The following is a 15,090-nucleotide window of genomic DNA, read 5'->3' on the forward strand; positions in this document are numbered from 1 at the left end:
CCTCGGCCCTTTTTCCCTCAGGTCACGACCGGCATGCCCGCCAGCAGTTTGTCGAGCGTCGCGGGATAGTCACGCACGCGCACGCCAGTGGCGTGATACACGGCATTCAAGACTGCGGCCGCCACGCCGCAGATGCCCAGTTCCCCACCCCCCTTAGCCTTCATCGGCGACGAGATCGGGTCGGTCTCGTCGAGGAAGATGACCTCCTGGTGCGGGATGTCGGCGTGTGCTGGCACCTCGTAGCTGGCCAGATCATGGTTGGCGAAGAAGCCCACGCGCTTGTCGACATGGAGCGCCTCCATCAGCGCAGCGCCGACGCCCATCGTCATGGCCCCGATCACCTGGCTGCGCGCCGACTTCGGATTCAGGATCCGTCCGGCCGCGCAAACCGCCAGCATCCGCTGCACGTGCACTTCCGCCGTGCCCTCGTGCATCACCGCCAGGGTCAGGCAGGCATTGAGGCGCCGGCCGTCGACGATCACCGTGCACGCGCCGCACTGCCCGTGGTCGCAACCCTTCTTGGTGCCGGACAGTTGCAGGTGCTCGCGCAGCGCGTCGAGCAGCGTGGCGCGCGTGTCCGGCGTTAGCGAGCGCGGCTGGCCGTTGACGATGAACGAGACGTTTGAAGCCACCGGCTTGAGCGCGCCGGGCGTGACCCGCGATGGCGGCGCGGTGGCGGTGGCGGCACCGGCGGGCAAGGCGGCGGCGCTCACCGACGCCGCGCCTGCCATCACGAATTCCCGCCGAGAAAGCTTGATGTCGCTGAAATCTTCCATGTCGTTGGATCCTTTCTGGCTGACAGATGACGGACAGAGGATGGCAGCGTGACGGCCCTTGCAAGTAGGAATTACATGGCGTTAGCGGGCATTGCAGACACAATGCCGCCAAAGATATGAAAGGGCTGCTGCACAGGGGACGAATGTCGCGCTTGCCGCACGTTGCTTGGGCGGAAAGGCGCAGGAAGCGTGCCACCGCGACGCGGGGCAGTGGCATGGTGGGGAATACGGCGATTCCCCGGCACAAGTCAGTGTGGACCTATCGGCCAGAGACAGGCCGTGACGCTCAGCGGTAGCTGACGGTCACCTCATTGCTGCGGCCCTGGAGCATCGGCGCGAGTCCGCCCTGCCCCGGTACGCGATAGGCAAAGACAAAGCCCTTGGTAGCATCGTCGCCCACGAACGCATCGGTCTTGCCCTCGGCGCCCGACAGCAGCACGCAACGGTCGGCATTGCACAGGTACGCCTGCAGGTCCACGGGCGGCGTGCGCGTGAAGCTGTAGCGCCAGCGTACCGACGTGATCCGGCCCATGGCCTGCGGCATCGTTGCCAGCGGCACCACGGGCGAAGACAAGGCCCGCTGGCCCTTGTTCGTGATCTGCGGCCCGACGGACGACGCCGTCCATGCAAAGCGCGATCCGGTCAGTTCGTAGGTGGCCTTCGTAAAGACCGGCGCGTACGTCTGCGCGTGGGCCGCCGCTGGACCCATCGCGCACAGCACGGCCAGGACCAGCGCGCGCCGCATCACAGCATCCCGCGCAGCTGGGTGCGCAGGCGTCCGATCGCCTGGCTGCGGATCTGGCACACGCGCGATTCGGTCACTTCCAGCACCGCGCCGATTTCGCGCAGGTTCAGTTCCTGGTCGTAGCACAGCGACAGCACCAGCTTCTCGCGCTCGGGCAGCTTGTCGATGGCGCGGATCAGCGCCTCGCGCATGCCCGACTCCATCAGCACGGTCAGCGGGTTGCCATCGTCGGTGACGCCCAGGTGGCGATCGAGAAAGTCTTCCTCGCCCGAGCGCTCGAAGTCCTCATAGTGCAGCAGCTGGCAGCCATAGACCTCGTTCAGCAGCTCCTGATATTCCTCGAGCGGCATCTCCAGTTCCTTGGCCACCTCGGAATCGATCGGCGTGCGGCCAAGCTTCTGCTCCAGCTGACGCTGCGTGCGCTCGATCTTGCGCGTGAACTGGCGCAGGCTTCGCGACTGCCAGTCGTTGGCACGCACCTCGTCGAGCATGGCGCCCCGGATGCGTTGGCTTGCGTAGGTCTCGAACCGGGCGCCATGGTTGTCTTCATAGCGCTTGGCGGCGTCGAGCAGGCCGATCATGCCGGCCTGTATCAGGTCGTCGATCTGTACGCTGGCGGGCAGCTTGGCCGCCAGTTGCAGCGCAATACGCCGCACCAGCGACGCGTGTGACTTGACCACGTCCGCCTGCTCGAGCTTTCCCTGAATCGTATACATGGTGGAATTCTCGTTAATAGCTTACTGTTTGTGCCAGCGCCGGAGAGGCTGAGAATCGGCAGCTGGCAGGCTGAGTTTCCGGTCTTGTCGAGACTTCTTGTTCTTGCGTTTATGCGGCAACGGCCGAGGCCATTCCCGCGGGCGATGCTTCGTGACGCAGCGGCCATGCACCGATACCGCTGGCGATGTGCCGCAACGCGCTGGTGGCCGCGGCGGCGGGATACGCCTCCACCACGCACCGCCCAAGCTGGAGCGCACGCGCCACCAGCGGATCCATCGGCAGGTACCCTGCCAGGCTGGCCTCCACGCCCAGGTACTGGCTCGCCGTGCGGGCCAGGTTGCGCGCGAGTGCCGTGACCGTCCCCTCCGCGGCCGCCAGATTGACGACCAGCTGGAAGTGACGGCATGCGTATTCGTGATGCAGCCGCTTGATGCAGGCATAAGCGGCGGTGATCGACGTGGCCTCCGGGCGCATGACGATCACGAAGTTGTGGGCCATGCCAGCCAGGGGCGACAACGCGCCGGTGATATCGCGGCGGGCGTCGACCAGCATGGAGCGCACGTCGGGCAGTCGTGCCGTCAGCACACGTTCGTCGGGCCGTGCGGCAATCGCGCCTGCCTGCAGCACGGCAATGCCGCTGGCGCCACGCGTGCCGGCTGCGGTGGCCAGCGGCGCGCGGCCTTCCAGCACATCGGCCAGCGTGGCGACCGGCGCGGCGCCCGCGAGTCGCAGCGCCCGCGCGCCGTACATGTCTTCATCGGCCAGCAGCACGCGCTCGCCCTGCATCGACAGGGCGTTGGCCAGGCCCAGCGCTACCGTGGTGGTGCCGACGCCTTGCTCCGCGCCCACTACGGCGATACGCCGCGTGACACGCGGCGCCAACAGGCGGCGCAGGCTTTCGGCCTGATCGGAGGCCATCGTGTTCAACGCTTACTCCCCGGCGGCCGCAAACTGCGGCGTCACGTCCATCGCATCCAGCGCGTCCATGGAATCCATGGCTGCCATCGCATGCATGGCAGACGCAGCCGGTTCCGGCGCGTCTTCCGACATCGACGACACCGCCGTCATGCCGCGGCCCGGATAGTTTTCCAGCACGTCGAGCAGTGCGAGCAGGCGGCCCATGCCCTCGTTAAGCACGGCACCCGGCACCGGCGCATTGACCCGTGCCGAAGCACGGCCGGCCAGGCGCGACAGGAATGCCGGCGCCGTGGGCGTGGGCGTGTGTTGCAGCCGCAGCGCGGTCAGGCCCAGTTGCACGGCCACCATGCCGGCACACAGCGCCGCGTCGGCATCGCCTTCCTGCGCGAAGTGTTCCGTGGCGTGGCGCAGCGTGCGGAATTGTTCCTCGGCGGCAACCGTCCAGTGCGACCAGCGTGCCACTTGCGATGCATCGCCGGCCAGCGCCGGATCGCACAGCACGTATTCGACGGACAGCGTGTCACCGGTTTCGTGGTCGATCATGCGCGACACCACCAGGCAGGCCTCGATGCCAGCTTCGGCAGCGTTGCCGCGACCACGCGCGGCCGTGCGGACCTGGCCTTCGGGGATGCGGACCAGGCAGTGCGCCAGCCAGTGCGCGGCGGCACGATCGCGGCAGGTCACGTCGCCCACTGCGTGGAACGTCAGCGTGTCGGCCACGGTATCGAGCTTGCTGGCCAGACCATCGGCAATCACACGCGTGGTCTTGCGTGTGCCAGCGACCCAGCGCTCGCCCAGCTGCTGCCAGCGTGCCAGCGTGGCCGGGCTGGGCAGCGAAGTATTCAGGTTGACCACGGTACGGGCGGCGGCCAGCGTGGCGCGCACGGTGGCGGCTTCGGCATCGGCCTCGGCTTCGGTCAGCGACTGGCGGGCACGGCCCACCGGCACCACGGTGCTGGCCAGCGGCATGCCGTCGCGGTCGGCCAGCCAGAGCGTGTGCAGCATCATCTGCGGCGCGCGGCGGCCCTGCACGGTCTGGGCCACGCTCTGCGTGACGGCCAGCACGTAGCGGTCGCAGGCGCGGCTGGCGTCGCGGCACATGGCCAGGCGCACTTGCTGCACCATCGGGCGCAATGCCGACACACCGGCGCTGCGATGCTGCCAGAGCTGGCGCGCCACGTCGAAGCCGTACTGGGCCGCGTTCAGTTCGTCGACGCAAACCCCGACCGCATTGGCGCTGTCGGTCAGCGAGCGCAGCATGTCATCCGCGCCGCTACGTTCGGTCTTGTTCGGCGCGGCTGCCTCGGCGCTGCCCGCCTGGCGGCGTGCCACGTCGACGTCATTGAACAGCGAGCCGCGACGCGGCGTCAGGAACGCGCGCTCGACCAGCGCGGCGCCCTGTGCCAGTTCCAGGTGTTCCGGCACGCGCTGGCCGGTGGACGCATAGAACACGGGCAGGCGATGGCGGATCACCACGTCCAGCACCGAGCCCAGGTGCGTGGCTTCGTCGAGCTTGCTGATGATGCAGCCGTCGATGCCACCGGCGGCACCGGCAGCATCGTTGCGATAGGCATGCACCACTTCGTTGAGCGTATCGCCATGTGCCGCGCCGTTGAGAAGCAGCACGCGCTGCATCGGCGCCTGCACGCCGGCCAGCATGCCGATCTGGTCGGACAGGCTGCGGTCGCGCTGGCTCATGCCCACCGTATCGATGATGACGAGGTGCTTGTCCTTCATGGCCGACAGCGCAAAGCGCAGGTCGGCGGCGTCCTTTACCGCATGCACGGGCACGCCAAGGATGTCGCCATAGATGCGCAGCTGCTCATGGGCGCCGATCCGGAAACGGTCGGTCGTCAGCAGCGCCAGGCTTTGCGGGCCGTGGCGCAGCACGAAGCGCGCGGCCAGCTTGGCGGTGGTGGTGGTCTTGCCCACACCGGTCGGGCCGATCAGCGCCAGCACGCCACCCTGGGCAAACAGCGAATCCTCATCGGTCAGCACCGGCACCTTGCTGGCCAGCTCCTGGCGAATCCAGGCCATGGCGGCCGGGCGATCGGTGCCCACCGGCAGGCGCGACAGCAGCGTGCGCGACAGCTGGCCCGAGAAGCCTGCATTGACCATCCATTCGAAGAGCGATTCACGCAGCGGATCGCCGGCGGCCACGCCGTTCGTACCTTGCGACAGGCCGGCAAACTGACGTTCCAGCATCGATCGCATCGACGCCAGTTCACCACGCAGGTCGCCCAGTATCACGTCTTCCTGGCCGATGCCGGCGGGCAGGGCCGACGGCGCGGACGGTGCGGACATGGCGCCCAGCGGCATGAACGGCTCGGGGCTGGCGGGATGCAGGTCCTGCAGCGACTGGAGCATCGGCAGCGGAGACGGGGACGACAGTGACTGCGACAGTGAAGCCGGCAGCGCCAGCGCGGACGGCTGGTACAGCTGCGCGCCAGCACTCACGGCGCCCAGATCCGTGTCGCGCATGGCCACGATTTCCACGCCACCCTCGATGGAGCGGTTGGAGAGCACCACGGCGTCGGGCCCCATGGCCTCGCGCACCTTGCGCATCGCTTCGCGGCCGTTGGCCGCCACAAACTTTGCCACGCTCATTGTTCAGTCCTCACGCTGCTCCGCCGATCATGGCGGTGATGCGAATGTTGCGGTTGTCCGGTACTTCGGCGTGCGACAGCACCTTCAGCTGCGGCAGCGTGCGGCGCAGGAAGCGCGCCATCAGCGGTCGCATCGGGGGCGGCACCAGCAGCACCGGATCCAGGCCCAGTTGCTCCTGGCGCACCACGGCGCCCTGTGCCTGCTGCAGCAGCGCATCGGCCAGGCCCGGCTCGATGCCGCCGCCGTTGGCCAGCGCCTGCGTCAGCACGCGCTCCAGGCCGGCGTCCAGCCCGATCACCTGCATGTCGGCGTTGTTGGGGAACAACTGCTGCGTGATGGCACGGCCCAGCGACACGCGCACCAGCGTGGTCAGCTCGGCTGGATCGTTGATCTTCGGCGCGTTGTCGGCCACCACATCCAGGATGGTGCGCATGTCGCGGATCGCCACGCCTTCGTCCAGCAGGTTCTGCAGCACCTTCTGCAGGCCGGTCAGCGAGATCGTCTTCGGCACCAGGTCCTCGGTCAGCTTCGGGGCTTCCTTGGCGATGCGGTCCAGCAGCGCCTGCACTTCCTGGCGGCCCAGCAGTTCCGACGCGTGCATCTGGATCAGGTGGTTCAGGTGCGTGGCCACCACGGTGCTGGCGTCCACCACCGTGTAGCCGTAGGCCTGCGCCTGCTCCTTGAGTGCGGCGTCGATCCACACGGCCGGCAGCCCGAAAGCGGGGTCGCGCGTGGTGGCGCCCGGCAGCGTACCGCTGACCTGGCCCGGGTTGATGGCCATCCATTGACCCGGATTGGCTTCGCCGCTGCCAATTTCCACGCCCTTGAGCGTGATGCGGTATGCGTTCGGCTTCAGTTCGAGGTTGTCGCGGATGTGCACCACCGGCACCAGGAAGCCAATGTCCTGCGCCATCTTCTTGCGGATGCTCTTGATGCGTCCCAGCAGTTCGCCGTTCTGCGCGCGATCTACCAGGGTGATCAGGCGGTAGCCCACTTCCATGCCCAGCGGGTCGACCATCGTGACGTCTTCCCAGGTGGCTTCGGCCACTTCGGCCTGCACGGCCGGGCTGCGCTCTTCGTTGGCCTTGGTCTCGGTAGCCTTGACTTCGCGGCGCATCTGATAGCGGCCGAACCAGATCAGGCCGCCGGCCAGCAGCAGGAAGGCAAAGTGCGGCATGCCCGGGATCAGGCCCATCGTGCCGATGATCGCAGCGGTGATGAACATCACGCGCGGGTTCGAGAACAGCTGGCCGGTCAGCTGCTGGCCAACGTCCTGCTCGTTCGACACGCGCGACACGATCACACCGGCCGCCGTGGAGATCACCAGCGCCGGGATCTGCGCCACCAGGCCGTCACCGATCGTCAGCAGCGTGTAGTTGTGTACGGCGGTGCCAAAGTCCAGGTCGTGCTGCACCATGCCCACCACCATGCCGGCGGCCACGTTGATGAACATGATCAGCAGGCCGGCGATGGCATCGCCGCGCACGAACTTCGAGGCACCATCCATGGCACCGTAGAAATCCGATTCCTGGGCCACTTCGGTGCGGCGCTTGCGGGCGCCTTCCTCGTTGATCAGGCCGGCGTTCAGGTCGGCGTCGATGGCCATCTGCTTGCCGGGCATGGCATCGAGCATGAAGCGCGCGCCAACTTCGGCGATACGGCCCGCACCCTTGGTAATCACCATGAAGTTGATCACGACCAGGATGGCGAACACCACGATACCGACCGCGAAGTTGCCGCCCACCAGGAAGTGGCCGAAGGCTTCGATCACCTTGCCGGCGGCGTCGGGGCCGGTATGGCCTTCCAGCAGCACCACGCGGGTGGACGCCACGTTCAGCGACAGGCGCAGCAGCGTGGAGAACAGCAGCACGGCCGGGAACGCGGCAAAGTCCAGCGGGCGCTGGGTGTACATGCCCACCAGCAGCACCATGATCGACAGCGCGATGTTGAAGGTGAACAGCAGGTCCAGGATGAATGCCGGCAGCGGCAGGATCATCATGCCGAGGATCATGACGATCAGCAGCGGGCCAGCCAGCGCCTTCATCTGGGCGCCACCCCGCAGTGCGGGCATGTTGAAAAGGTTGGTCAGTGCGTTCATGCGCGGCTTTCCGGTACGGCAAGTTCATCTGGCACCAGCAGTTCGGTCGGCGAATCGGGCTGCGGACCGTAGCTGTAGTGCCAGTTCTTCAATTGATAAACCCAGGCCAGAACCTCGGCCACGGCGGTGTACAGGCCCGCAGGGATTTCGTGGCCCAGTTCCACGTGCCGGTGCAGCGCCCGCGCCAGCGGCGGGGCGGACAGTACCGGCACGCGATGCTCCTTGGCCAGCTCGCGAATGCGAGCGGCCACATCGTCGGCGCCCTTTGCCACGACGCGCGGCGCGTTCCAGCGCGCGCCTTCGTCGTATTTCAGTGCCACGGCGAAGTGGGTGGGGTTGGTCACCACCACGTCCGCCTTGGGCACCTCGGACATCATGCGGCGCCGCGCAATGGCCCGCTGCTGCTGGCGGATACGGGCCTTGATGTGCGGATCGCCATCGGTTTCCTTCATCTCCTGCTTGACCTCTTCCTTGGTCATGCGGAGCTTCTTGTAGAACGTCCAGAGCTGCCACGGCGTGTCGATGGCCGCCACCAGCAGCAGCGACCCGGCCACCATGCCGCACACATAGAGCACCATCTCCATCATGTGCAGCAGCGCTTCGTGGACCGGCGCATTCATCAGCGCGATGGCCTCGGGCAGCTTGTGCCAGACCATCCACGCACCCACGCAGCCCACCAGCAGCGACTTGGCGATGGCCTTGACCAGTTCCACGACCGTGTGGGACGAGAACATGCGGCCGATCCCTTGCAGCGGCGACAGGCGCGAGAAGTCGGGCGAGAACGACTTGGTCGAAAAGCTCCAGCCACCCAGCGCCAGCGGTGCGATCAGGGCCGCCACGCCAAACATCAGCAGCAGCGGAAAGAACGCCAGCAGGCTGTCCCAGATCGCCATGCCGAACTGCGACAGCATGCGGTTGGTGTCAAAGGCCGTGGCCGGCTCAAAGGCCAGCGTTGTCTGCATGACCGCATTCAGCTTGCGGCCCAGCGTGCCGCCCATGACGTACAGGCCCAGCACACCCGTCATCAGCATCACGAACGTGCCGAGCTCGCGCGAACGCACCACCTGCCCCTCCTCGCGCGCCTTTTCAAGGCGCCGGGGTGAGGCGGGTTCGGTTTTCTCGAGATCGCTTTCCTCGGACATGAATGCTCCAGTGCGAAGCACGCGGGCGGCACTTCGTCACCGAGGATTATCAAATCCCTAGGGGCAAGGCATTGGGGGGAAAAGGCGGGGAAACAGGTGCCTGTTTCAGGAATGAGAGGGGCAGCGGAAATAACGGCCCGGGGAAAGGCGATCTTTAGGGTCAAGACGCCAAATAGTGCCGATCTCGCCCGGTTCGGTCGGGATCGGCACCGATGATGTCACAGATTGCGCGTGACATCCAGAACCAGCGGCGCTGCCGCCGGCCCTGTCTCTGTATACATACAGCGCTTGCCAGACAGCGGCCGCTTAGCGGACCACATCCTCATGGTCGGTCGAGATCGACAGATCGCGCCAAGCTGCCAGTTCGGCCTCCACCGCCTTGTGCTTGGCTTCGATCCGGGCCACGGCATCGGAGCCCAGCGGCAGGCGCAGCGGCGGCCGCTGGCTGTCGGCCAGGCGCAGGATAGCCGCCGTCAGCTTGGCCGGATCGCCCGGCTGCGCATGATTGGCGCTCTTGGCAAAAACGCGCATCTGGCCCACCGTCTCGGCGTAGTCGTCGATGATGGTCTGCGTCGACACCAGCGAATTGTCGTTGAGAAAGTCCGTGCGGAAGAAGCCCGGCTCCACGACGGTCACGTGGATGCCCAGCGGCGCCAGTTCCTGCGACATGGCTTCCGTCAGCCCTTCCACCGCAAATTTCGACGCACCGTAGACGCCCCAGCCGTAGTAGGCCGAGTAGCCGCCCAACGACGAGATGTTGATCACATGACCGCTGCGCTGCTTGCGCATCTGCGGCAGCACGGCGCGCGATACGGCCAGCAGGCCGAACACATTAGTATCGAAGTTAGCCTTTGCTTCGGCTACCGTCGTTTCTTCCACGGCACCGAGGATGCCAAAGCCGGCGTTGTTGACCAGCACATCGATGCGGCCAAAACGCTCGACACCCTGGCGCACCGCCTCGACAGCGTCTTCCTCGCGGGTGACGTCGACCTTTACCGCCAGCAGGTTCGGGTGGTCGCCGAAGGCTTCGACCACCTGCAGCGGGTTACGTGCCGTAGCAATCACACTGTCACCACGCTGCAACGCTGCACGCACGATCAACGTGCCGAAGCCGCGCGACGCGCCGGTGACAAACCAAACCTTGCTGCCGTTGTTCTGGGATCGGATCGATTGGGACATGACTGACTCCTGGAAGTATCTGGATCGGGTTAGCGTTCCGGAGCCGTCTTGCCTTGTCGGGGTGCGGCACCGGCGCCGTTGAGACCCATGGTAGGCAGGTCATCGTTCCCAAACAATGGTGATGTAAATTGATCTAATAGCAACTAATTTTTGTGAATACTCATGACTGTTCCCGCGGCGCCGCTCCGGCGGCCTCGGGCAGGTCTTCGGCCTAACGTCCGCGCAGCCACGCCATACCAGCTTGCTGCATTCGATCATCGACGTCAGTTCAAGCAACCCCCGCAGTTCCGCCGTCTTGTCCGCCGGCAGCTTCAGCACTTCGGTCAGCAAATACCTCAGGGTGGAAGGGCTGTCTTCCAGCGTGGCCTTGAGCATGCCCAGGGTGAAGCGGCAATCTTGCTGACGGCCTGTGCGAAAGACCTCCAGATGCTCGTGAATGCCCAGCGCGCAGATGTCGAACCGCTCGCGGCGCGCCACCTCGATGGCATCCCCGGCAATGCCTTCAAACGGATAGACGCCCTCGGTCTTCCAGCGATGGACAGTGCGCTGGCATCCTCGGCGCGCTGGCTGCGATGCCGGGCCTGCAGGGATTCCCGTGCCGTCCTGACCACGTGCTGCATGGCGGGGTCTATACGCTTGTGCAGCGGCCGGTCCGGCCTGCCTGACTGCGCAGGTTCGATACAGGCGATCGGCATCCGGACTGTTATGGAACCGAGATTTCGCATTTCCATCGTGACCTCCGTCGCTTGAACACGCAAAGGAGGCTAACACCGCACCACACGCAGCGGGCGGGTTGGACACATGTTGTGACAGCGTTTCAGATTCGTCTCACTCGAGCCTGCCGGGCTCGATCTCGATGCCGAGTTGCCCGGCCATCTCCACCACCAGCGCCTGCAGTCGCGTCACTTTCTCTTCGAGTGCGCGATGGCTGATGCGCAGCGCTTCAAGCTCGGAAGGCGATGGCGTCGCCTCGCCGCCACCGCGCGACGACGGCGCAGCGAACTCTGGCATGGCCACTTCACCGCAGAGCAGGTGCATCCAGCGATGTTCGCGTTCGCCGGGCGCGCGGGGCAGCTTCACCACCAGCACCGGCGAGCGCTCGGCCAGTTCATCCAGGAACGCCTCGACCGACGAAATATCCGCAAAGGCGTGCAGCCGGGCCGAATTCAACCGCAGTTCGGCCGCCGTCTGCGGACCGCGCAGCATCAGCGTGGACAGCAGCGCGGCCGACTGGCTTGGCACGCCCAGCACCTTGCCCAGGTTCTGTTCGAAGCGCGGCACGCGGCTGCTGCTGCCCTCGAACACCAGGCTCAACGACTTCAGGCCGTCGATCGCGGTCAGGATCTCGTCCTCGGTCACGCTCATCACGGGCGAGCGCGCGGTCTTCTGGTTGCAGCCGGACGCCAGCGCGTTCAGCGACAGCGGGTAGGTGTCGGGTACGGTGTATTGCTTTTCCAGCAATACGGCCACCACGCGTGCCTCCAGCGGCGTGAGGGTGCGCAAGGCGGGGCGCGAGGGGGTATCGGGGGTTTGGTCCATGGATGACATCGGCAGGTTGGCGGGCCCGGAGGGCCGAGGCGCCCATTGAAGCGCAAGGGCGGCGGCGATGCAACCGTCCGCCCGCACCGGGCTTTGTGTCGCAATGTATCAGCCCGGCGCGCCGAGACACACGCATACCGGGCGCGCACCCGGTGACACAACGCCGATACGCCCGGCAGTCACGCTGCAGCCAACGTCCCGTTTCAAAAACCGGCATCCCTGGAGGATCATCATGAAGCTGTATGCCAACGAGGTTTCATCGGCCACATCGCGCGTGCGGATCGCGCTGGCCGTCAAAGGACTGGCCGTCGACGTCCAGCCCGTCACGATCTTCGGCGACGCCGCCCAGTCGCGCCAGGCCGCTTACCGCGCGATCAACCCGCAGGGCCTGGTGCCGGCCCTAGAGACCGACGCCGGCGAGCTGATCACGCAATCGCTGGCGATCATCGAATACCTGGATGAACGGTTTCGCACACCGCCGCTGCTGCCCGCCGACCCCGAAGACCGCGCATTCGCACGCGCCGTTGCGCTGGCCATCGCCAGCGAGATCCATGCGCTGCTGCCTCCGCGCGTGGCGGCCCGGCTATCCCAGATTCCGGGCATGGATGCCGACGGCATCACCGCGTGGGTACGCCACTGGGTCGATGTCGGCCTGACCGCCGTCGAAGACCGACTGGCCGCGCGTCGCACGGGCCCCTATGTGGTGGGCAATGTCCCGACGATTGCCGACATCTACCTGTTCCCGCAAGTCATCAGCGCGGCGCGCATGGGCTTCGACGTGGCGCAGCGCTGGCCGAACATCGCGGAAATCGTGGCACGCTTGCACGACATTCCGGCGTTCGCGCAGAACGCACCAGCACCGCGCACGTAGCCGCCCCGATATGGCGGGCGGCGGCCCGGCATGGCGGCCCGACCATCGCCGCCGTGCGGCAGCATAAGAAACCGCGAAAACATTCGTTGGCCCGCGCGGCGGGCAAGCGTACGGTCTGGCTTTCCGCCACTCCTTTCGTACGCACGCATGTCCAGCACCCGCCGCCAGTTTCTGCACGCCGCCAGCGCCGGCGCCTTGACTACCCTGCTGCCCAGGCTCGCGCAGGCCCAACCTCGCCAGGTATTGAAGGCCGGCGACCAGAAAGGCGGCTTGCGCGCCCTGCTGGAGTCAGCCGACGCGCTCAAGGGGCTGGCCTATGACATCCAGTGGACCGAATTCCCGGCCGCCGCACCGCTGGCCGAAGCGCTCAATGCGGGCGCCGTCGACAGCGGGCCCATCGGCGACGCGCCAGCCATCTTCGCGCTGGCCGCCGGTACACGCATCCGGCTGATCGGCGCCAACCGCTCCGACCCCTACGGCACCGCCGTGCTGGTGCGCCCCGATTCGCCGCTGAAGAGCGCGGCTGACCTCAAGGGCAAACGCATCGGCACCAATCGTGGATCGATCGGCCATTTCGTCGCGCTCAAGGCGCTGGCATCGGCCGGGCTGAAGCCAGAGGAAGCCGATTTCCGATTCCTGCCACCTGCTGACGCCAAGCTGGCGCTGACCAACGGCTCGGTCGACGCGTGGTCGACGTGGGAGCCGTACACGGCCATGGCCGAGACCAGCGGCCACGCGCGTGTGCTGGTGAGCGGAAGGGGGTTGTGGTCTGGCTTGAGCTATCTGGCGGCCACCGACACCGCGCTGGCCAGCAAGCGGGCCGTGCTGGCCGACTTCCTGCAGCGCGTGGTGCGCGCGCAGGTCTGGTCCTACCAGCACGTTCCCGAGTTCTCGACCACGCTGGCGCGCATCATCGGCATTCCGCCCGAGGCGGCGCGCCTGCAGTTCGAGCGCCGCCGCACCCAGTGGCAGCCCATCGATGCAGAACTGGTGGCCATCCAGCAGCAGACCGCCGACTTCTACCTGAAGGCGGGGCTGCTCAAGCAGCGGCTGGACGTGGCCATCACGTTCGATCGCGGCTTCGCGCTCAGCGCGTAGCCGCCGGCCTGGCGGGCCGCTTGGCCAGCAGCGGGTCGCCGACGCCGTCCACGCCAACCAGGCCCAGTACCGTGGTCAGGCCCCATTGGGCACCCTCATAGGCATTGGTGGGGTCGAACCACTCGTCACGCGAATGCGATCCACCCGACTTGCCGCCGCTGCCGATGATGATGGCCGGAATGCCCAGCGCCATCGGCACGTTGGCGTCGGTGCTGCCGCCGCGCAGCGAAGGCGCTTCTTTGCTGTGGGCCCTGATGACGCGCACGGCCGACTGCACGATCACCGAATCGGTGGGCGTGATGCCCGCGGGCCGGTCGCCGATCATGCGCGCTTGGTAGGTAATTTCCTGCCCCTTCGCCGGCGTCCAGCGGGCGTTCTCGTCCGCCACGCCGGCGGCAATGGCATCCATGATGTGCTTCTCGGTTTCCAGCAGCGACGGCGTGCCGTTCGAGCGGATGTCGATGGCCATGCGGGCGTCGCCGGCAATCGCGTTCACCGAGGTGCCACCGCCAACGGTGCCCACCGTGAACGTGGTCTTGGGGTCAGCGGGCGTTTTCACGTCACCAATCTTGCCGATCGCGCGACCCATCGCGTGAATCGCGCTGGGCAGGCCGAAGGCCCCGAAGCTGTGTCCGCCCGGGCCCTTGAACGTGACTTCATAGCGATGGCTGCCGGTGCCCTGCGTCAGCACGCGTTCGCCGGTGCCGGGCTCAATACCGACCATGCCATCGATATCGGGATGTTCGCGGAACACCGCCTTCATGCCGCGCAGATTGCCCAGTTCCTCTTCGCCGACGTTCCCGACGAACACGAGGTCGCCAACCGTACGCACCTTGTTTTCGTTGAGCACCTTGAGCCACGACAGCAGCACGGCTAACCCACGCGTATCGTCGCCGATGCCCGGGGCATAGAGCTTGCCGTCGCGCGACTTCACCGTGACGTCCGTGCCTTCCGGAAAAACGGTATCGAGGTGGGCGGAAATCAGCAGCCGGGGACCGTTGCCGGTGCCCTTGCGGATGCCGATGGCATTCCCTTCGGCATCGATATGGGCATCGGCCAGGCCCAGGGCCTTGAGCCGCGACACGAAATACTCGGCCCGCGCCTTTTCCTTGAACGGCGGCGCCGGGATTTCGGTCATCGTCTTGAGCTCCGTCAGCGCCCGCGCGTCGTCGGCACGCACGTCGGCCATCAGCTTTTGGTAAAGCGGCGCGGCTTCTAGCCGGGCATAGGCACTGTCAACGTTGGGAGAGACCTGCGGGACGGTCAGCGTCTGACCTTGGGCGATGCCGGCGAATACGGAAACGGCGGCGGCGACGGAAACTGCAACAACGGTACGGCGAGCATGCATGGGGGCGATCCTCTGGCAGTAGGAAACCGTGGTTGCCCACGATTGTGCCAGC

Annotated in this window: 13 protein-coding genes; 2 read left to right on the plus strand and 11 right to left on the minus strand. The window is 66.5% G+C overall.

Translation table 11 applies throughout. From position 1 onward, the window contains the following. Window positions 1-17: 17 nt before the first annotated feature. The 10 genes from CYJ10_RS35340 to CYJ10_RS10695 all read right to left on the minus strand — a co-directional run bounded on the left by CYJ10_RS35340 (window position 18) and on the right by CYJ10_RS10695 (window position 11,721). Complete coding sequence (locus CYJ10_RS35340; RefSeq protein WP_445347041.1) at window positions 18-776, minus strand: molybdopterin cofactor-binding domain-containing protein; 759 nt, start codon at window positions 774-776, stop codon at window positions 18-20. 286 nt (window positions 777-1,062) lie between these two features. Beyond that, window positions 1,063-1,521, minus strand: a complete 459-nt coding sequence (locus tag CYJ10_RS10655; RefSeq protein WP_101681567.1) for a flagellar protein FlhE — start codon at window positions 1,519-1,521, stop codon at window positions 1,063-1,065. Next, window positions 1,521-2,237: an RNA polymerase sigma factor FliA gene (locus CYJ10_RS10660; RefSeq protein WP_101681440.1), complete on the minus strand. Its 717-nt coding sequence runs from the start codon at window positions 2,235-2,237 to the stop codon at window positions 1,521-1,523. The genes CYJ10_RS10655 and CYJ10_RS10660 overlap by 1 nt, the downstream gene beginning before the upstream one ends. Before the next feature lie 109 nt (window positions 2,238-2,346). After that, a complete protein-coding gene (locus CYJ10_RS10665; RefSeq protein WP_101681441.1) occupies window positions 2,347-3,156 on the minus strand; it encodes a MinD/ParA family ATP-binding protein in 810 nt (269 codons plus the stop codon). A gap of 12 nt (window positions 3,157-3,168) precedes the next feature. Then, entirely contained in the window at window positions 3,169-5,763 is a 2,595-nt protein-coding gene (gene flhF, locus CYJ10_RS10670) for a flagellar biosynthesis protein FlhF (protein WP_101681442.1), read from the minus strand. Between the two features lie 10 nt (window positions 5,764-5,773). Next, a complete protein-coding gene (gene flhA / locus CYJ10_RS10675; protein WP_101681443.1) occupies window positions 5,774-7,861 on the minus strand; it encodes a flagellar biosynthesis protein FlhA in 2,088 nt (695 codons plus the stop codon). Beyond that, window positions 7,858-9,003, minus strand: a complete 1,146-nt coding sequence (gene flhB / locus CYJ10_RS10680) for a flagellar biosynthesis protein FlhB (RefSeq protein WP_101681444.1) — start codon at window positions 9,001-9,003, stop codon at window positions 7,858-7,860. The genes flhA and flhB overlap by 4 nt, the downstream gene beginning before the upstream one ends. Window positions 9,004-9,309: 306 nt before the next feature. Beyond that, window positions 9,310-10,182, minus strand: coding sequence for an oxidoreductase (locus tag CYJ10_RS10685; RefSeq protein ID WP_101681445.1), 873 nt, complete (start codon window positions 10,180-10,182; stop codon window positions 9,310-9,312). Between the two features lie 99 nt (window positions 10,183-10,281). Then, window positions 10,282-10,983 (minus strand): hypothetical protein, encoded by a 702-nt coding sequence (locus tag CYJ10_RS33675; protein WP_146002009.1) that lies wholly within the window; start codon window positions 10,981-10,983, stop codon window positions 10,282-10,284. A gap of 27 nt (window positions 10,984-11,010) precedes the next feature. Next, a complete protein-coding gene (locus tag CYJ10_RS10695) occupies window positions 11,011-11,721 on the minus strand; it encodes a YceH family protein (protein WP_101681447.1) in 711 nt (236 codons plus the stop codon). A 232-nt stretch (window positions 11,722-11,953) separates the two neighbouring features. Here CYJ10_RS10695 and maiA point away from each other — a divergent pair, with 232 nt between their 5' ends. Both maiA and CYJ10_RS10705 read left to right on the plus strand, forming a co-directional pair. Continuing rightward, on the plus strand, window positions 11,954-12,592 hold the full coding sequence (gene maiA / locus CYJ10_RS10700) for a maleylacetoacetate isomerase (protein ID WP_101681448.1): 639 nt from the start codon (window positions 11,954-11,956) through the stop codon (window positions 12,590-12,592). 147 nt (window positions 12,593-12,739) lie between these two features. After that, the gene (locus CYJ10_RS10705; protein WP_101681449.1) at window positions 12,740-13,690 is read left to right on the plus strand and encodes an ABC transporter substrate-binding protein; all 951 of its coding nucleotides are present in this window, start codon (window positions 12,740-12,742) and stop codon (window positions 13,688-13,690) included. On the opposite strand, the gene CYJ10_RS10710 is transcribed toward CYJ10_RS10705, so the two are convergent. Further along, window positions 13,680-15,038 (minus strand): M20/M25/M40 family metallo-hydrolase, encoded by a 1,359-nt coding sequence (locus tag CYJ10_RS10710; protein WP_101681450.1) that lies wholly within the window; start codon window positions 15,036-15,038, stop codon window positions 13,680-13,682. The genes CYJ10_RS10705 and CYJ10_RS10710 overlap by 11 nt on opposite strands. Window positions 15,039-15,090 lie beyond the last annotated feature (52 nt).

Source organism: Cupriavidus pauculus (assembly GCF_002858765.1).
Taxonomy (GTDB): domain Bacteria; phylum Pseudomonadota; class Gammaproteobacteria; order Burkholderiales; family Burkholderiaceae; genus Cupriavidus; species Cupriavidus pauculus_B.

Coding starts and splice junctions, on each gene's coding strand:
- CYJ10_RS35340 (WP_445347041.1), bottom strand. CDS start 776: ATGGAAGATTTCAGCGACATCAAGCTTTCTCGGCGGGAATTCGTGATG.
- CYJ10_RS10655 (WP_101681567.1), bottom strand. CDS start 1,521: ATGCGGCGCGCGCTGGTCCTGGCCGTGCTGTGCGCGATGGGTCCAGCG.
- CYJ10_RS10660 (WP_101681440.1), bottom strand. CDS start 2,237: ATGTATACGATTCAGGGAAAGCTCGAGCAGGCGGACGTGGTCAAGTCA.
- CYJ10_RS10665 (WP_101681441.1), bottom strand. CDS start 3,156: ATGGCCTCCGATCAGGCCGAAAGCCTGCGCCGCCTGTTGGCGCCGCGT.
- flhF (WP_101681442.1), bottom strand. CDS start 5,763: ATGAGCGTGGCAAAGTTTGTGGCGGCCAACGGCCGCGAAGCGATGCGC.
- flhA (WP_101681443.1), bottom strand. CDS start 7,861: ATGAACGCACTGACCAACCTTTTCAACATGCCCGCACTGCGGGGTGGC.
- flhB (WP_101681444.1), bottom strand. CDS start 9,003: ATGTCCGAGGAAAGCGATCTCGAGAAAACCGAACCCGCCTCACCCCGG.
- CYJ10_RS10685 (WP_101681445.1), bottom strand. CDS start 10,182: ATGTCCCAATCGATCCGATCCCAGAACAACGGCAGCAAGGTTTGGTTT.
- CYJ10_RS10695 (WP_101681447.1), bottom strand. CDS start 11,721: ATGGACCAAACCCCCGATACCCCCTCGCGCCCCGCCTTGCGCACCCTC.
- maiA (WP_101681448.1), top strand. CDS start 11,954: ATGAAGCTGTATGCCAACGAGGTTTCATCGGCCACATCGCGCGTGCGG.
- CYJ10_RS10705 (WP_101681449.1), top strand. CDS start 12,740: ATGTCCAGCACCCGCCGCCAGTTTCTGCACGCCGCCAGCGCCGGCGCC.
- CYJ10_RS10710 (WP_101681450.1), bottom strand. CDS start 15,038: ATGCATGCTCGCCGTACCGTTGTTGCAGTTTCCGTCGCCGCCGCCGTT.